Origin of the sequence: Bartonella sp. AP65SXKL (assembly GCF_042195725.1) — a bacterium.
Classification (GTDB): domain Bacteria; phylum Pseudomonadota; class Alphaproteobacteria; order Rhizobiales; family Rhizobiaceae; genus Bartonella.
This window is the reverse complement of the sequence record NZ_JBHIOW010000077.1, coordinates 1-896: the sequence shown is the minus strand read 5'-3', so window position 1 is coordinate 896 and position 896 is coordinate 1. Positions and strand designations below refer to the sequence as shown.

The 896-nt window shown below is 46.9% G+C and carries 1 pseudogene; it reads left to right on the top strand.

The features are described 5' to 3' along the window. Positions 1–896, top strand: a pseudogene (locus ACFIMP_RS09755) (hypothetical protein); the annotation flags it as partial.

The window sequence follows — 896 nt, the reverse complement described above, 5'->3', positions numbered from 1 at the left end:
CAGATGAAGATACCCGATCATGAACATGAATATTTGATACCTGTTGCAACGAAAGAGGAAATCAGAGAAGGGACTTCGCAAGACAGCGTTGTTGTTCCGAAGCTTTTAGGGACGGCATCTTTGTATTCGTATGAAACCTTTGCGCCGTTAGAGCAGGTTGTTAATGCAAGACAAGAAGCAGAAAAAGCCATGTCGCGTGCGAATGGTGCGCAACAGGTTGCAGAAGAATCGAAGAGGGTTTCGGAACAAGCGCTTAGCGAAGTGACGAAAACAGTTCAAACAGCGACAACAGCGCTTACGACGTCTCATGAAGCGAAGGAAGAAGCTAAAGCAGCGACGACAACGGCTAGCCTTGCGAAAGAGACAGCGGATACAGCCAATGGCTTAGCAGAAGAAGCCAAGAATACTTCTGATGCAGCGAAGCGCATGGCAGAAGAGACAAAAGCAGCAGTCGATAGAGCCTCAGGGGAAATCAATAGTACGAAAGGTTCCCTTTCTACGGCATTACAACGTTTTGAAGAGGTCAAACAGAGCAGTGAGAATGCTGTTAATTTATCGACCGAAGCCAAGAGGTTAGCCGATGAATCGAAGACCATTGCAACGCGTGCAGAACAAACAGCAAGAGAAGCTTCACAAACAGCAACAGAGACGACGCAAGTAGCAGCGACGGCGGTAGCAACGTGTCATGAAGTTAAGACTGTAGCCATGCAAGCAAGTCTAAAGGCAGATGGAGCCAAACAGGCAGCCGATGATGCCAAGGATATTGCAGAACAATCAAAAGAGTTATCAGAAGGTGCGACATCTTCTGTTAGAGAACTCACAAAAACAGCGTCTCAAGTACAAACGGCAGTAGAGAAGGCATTAACGGAGTCAAGAGAATCCAAACAGATAGCAGA